The 2,409-nt window shown below is 69.0% G+C and carries 4 protein-coding genes; 1 reads left to right on the top strand and 3 read right to left on the bottom strand.

Annotated elements, in window-relative coordinates:
• A partial coding sequence (locus JMF90_RS33525; protein ID WP_201326035.1) for a leucine-rich repeat-containing protein kinase family protein occupies window positions 1-1,206 on the top strand: 1,206 nt, incomplete at its 5' end.
• 15 nt (window positions 1,207-1,221) lie between these two features.
• Here the strand turns inward: JMF90_RS33525 and JMF90_RS33520 are convergent.
• From JMF90_RS33520 to JMF90_RS33510, 3 genes are all read right to left on the bottom strand, one after another.
• A complete protein-coding gene (locus JMF90_RS33520) occupies window positions 1,222-1,851 on the bottom strand; it encodes a LysE family translocator (protein ID WP_011547184.1) in 630 nt (209 codons plus the stop codon).
• 93 nt (window positions 1,852-1,944) lie between these two features.
• Complete coding sequence (locus JMF90_RS33515; protein WP_011547185.1) at window positions 1,945-2,118, bottom strand: hypothetical protein; 174 nt, start codon at window positions 2,116-2,118, stop codon at window positions 1,945-1,947.
• Window positions 2,119-2,147: 29 nt separating this feature from the next.
• On the bottom strand, window positions 2,148-2,409 hold a 262-nt coding region (locus JMF90_RS33510), incomplete at its 5' end, for a copper chaperone PCu(A)C (RefSeq protein WP_201326034.1).

Here is a 2,409-nt window from a genome sequence, read left to right as displayed (position 1 = left end):
GACACGCTCGAAGTGCTCGACCTCACCGGCAATGCGTTGTCCGCGCTACCCGACGACCTGCCGCGGCTGCATCGCCTGCGCATCCTGTTCGCGTCGGGCAACCGCTTCACCGCTTTTCCCAACGTGCTCGGCGCGTGCGATCAACTCGACATGATCGGCTTCAAGGCGAACTCGATTCACACCGTGCCGCGCGGCGCGCTGCCGCGTGCGCTGCGCTGGCTGATCCTGACCGACAACGCAATCGAGGAACTGCCGGCCGACATCGGCGACTGTGCGCGGTTGCAGAAGCTCATGCTGGCCGGCAACCAGCTGCGGGCGCTGCCCGCGGAAATGGCCGCCTGCCGTGCGCTGGAGCTGGTGCGCCTGTCGGCGAACCGGCTGGACGCGTTGCCCGACTGGCTGTCGCGCCTGCCGCGTCTTGCGTGGCTCGCCGTGGCCGGCAATCCGTTCGGCGCGGTGCCGGAGGCCGCGGCGTCCGCCGGGCCGGACGTCGCGGAAATCGACTGGGCCGCGCTGTCATGCGAACAGAAACTGGGCGAGGGCGCGTCGGGTGTCATTTACCGTGCGCAGTGGCGTGCGGACGGTCATCCGCCGCGCACGGTCGCGGTCAAGCTGTTCAAGGGCGCGGTGACGAGCGACGGCCTGCCCGATTGCGAAATGGCCGCGTGCCTGCATGCCGGCGGTCATCCGAACCTGATCCCGGTGATCGGCAAGCTGCGCGGGCATCCGGATGGCACGCACGGCCTGGTGATGGAACTGGTCGATCCCGCGCTGACGAACCTCGCCGGGCCGCCGAGCTTCGCGTCCTGCACGCGCGACGTCTATGCCGCCGATGCGAGATTCGAGCCGGCACAAGCGCTGCGGATCGCGCACGGCATCGCGTCGGTCGCCGGCCATCTGCACGCGCGCGGCATCATGCATGGCGACCTGTATGCGCACAACATCCTGCACGACGGCGCAGGCGGCGCGCTGCTCGGGGATTTCGGCGCGGCGTCGCTGTACGACCCGACCGAGCGCACGCGCGGCGCAAGGTTCGAACGGCTCGAAGCGCGCGCGTTCGGCTATCTGCTCGGCGAATTGCTCGAGCGCTGCGAACCGCACGTCGGCGCGCTCGATGCGTTGGCGGCGGCCTGCGTGAACGAGGACGTCGATGCGCGGCCGTCGTTCGACGAGATCACGGCCGCGCTGGCCGCTCGCATGCGCTGACCGGATGGGGCCGGCTCATGCCTGCCGCGCGGTCAGCAGCTTGATGCCGAGCCCGACGAACAGCAGTCCGCTCGCACGCTTGAGCGCGCGCACCGCGCGGCTCATGCCGAAGCCGCGATGCAGGCGGCGCACGCCGGCCGAATAGACGCTGTGAACGACCACGACCGTGCAGGCGATCGTCGCGTACATCACGACGAACTGCAGCGCCAGCGGGCGGTCGTGCACGATGAACTGCGGCATGAAAGCGGACAGGAAGATCATCGTCTTCGGATTGCTGCCCGACACGAACAGCGCTTCACGAAACAGCTTCCGTCGATCGGGCACGGCGATCTCCGCGGCGCCGCTCGATGCGGCGGTCTTGCGCTCGCCGCGTAACTGCCGCACACCCAGAAAGATCAGATACGCGGCGCCGATCACCTTCATCGCGACGAACAGCGGCGGCATCGCGGCCAGCACCGCGCCCACGCCGAGCGCGACCAGCAGCACGACCACGCCCTGCGCGACGAGGTTGCCGGCGATCGTCGCGGCGGTGCCGTGCGCGCCGTAGCGCACCGTGTTGCGGATCACGAGCAGCACGTTGGGCCCCGGCGACAGCGTCGTGGCGAGATAGGCTGCGGCAAACAGCATCCAGGTCTGAATGGACATGCGGCGCTCCGGAAGGCGGTTCCAGCGGTCGGGATGAAGCGATGATGCCACGCCAATAAGGGCGCGGGCCGCCGCCGGAACCGTGCCGTCGCGTCAGCGTGCGTCGCGCATGCAGTACGCGGGAATCGACGGCGGCGTATCGATGGCGGCAGGCCGCGTCATCCACGCGATCCAGGCGGCCCATAACCCGCAGACGATCAGCACCGCGACATTCAGCGGCGTCCGGTAGCGAACGATCAGGTCGGCCAGCGGCAGGCGGTTTTTCATGTGCGTCTCCTTTCGTGAGGCAGGCGGCGTTACTGGCCGGCGTAGGTCGGCGCCTTCGCGTCGCAGGTCACGGACACGGTCGAGCCGTCCGCGAAGTGCAGCCGGAACGGCACCTTCGCGCCGGGCGTGACGGACTGGCGCGGTTCCTCGAGCATCACGTGATAGCTCTTCGGCTTGAACGTCACCGAGCCGTGCGCCGGCACGACGACCGAGTCGACGTGCACCATCTTCGCGGTGCTGCCGCTCGTCTGCGTTTCATGCACCATCGCCATCCCGTAGGCGGGCGTGTCG

The sequence above is a fragment of the Burkholderia sp. E168m23 genome, assembly GCF_016586125.1.
In the GTDB taxonomy this organism is placed as follows: domain Bacteria; phylum Pseudomonadota; class Gammaproteobacteria; order Burkholderiales; family Burkholderiaceae; genus Burkholderia; species Burkholderia orbicola.
This window is presented reverse-complemented; position numbering and strand designations above follow the sequence as displayed.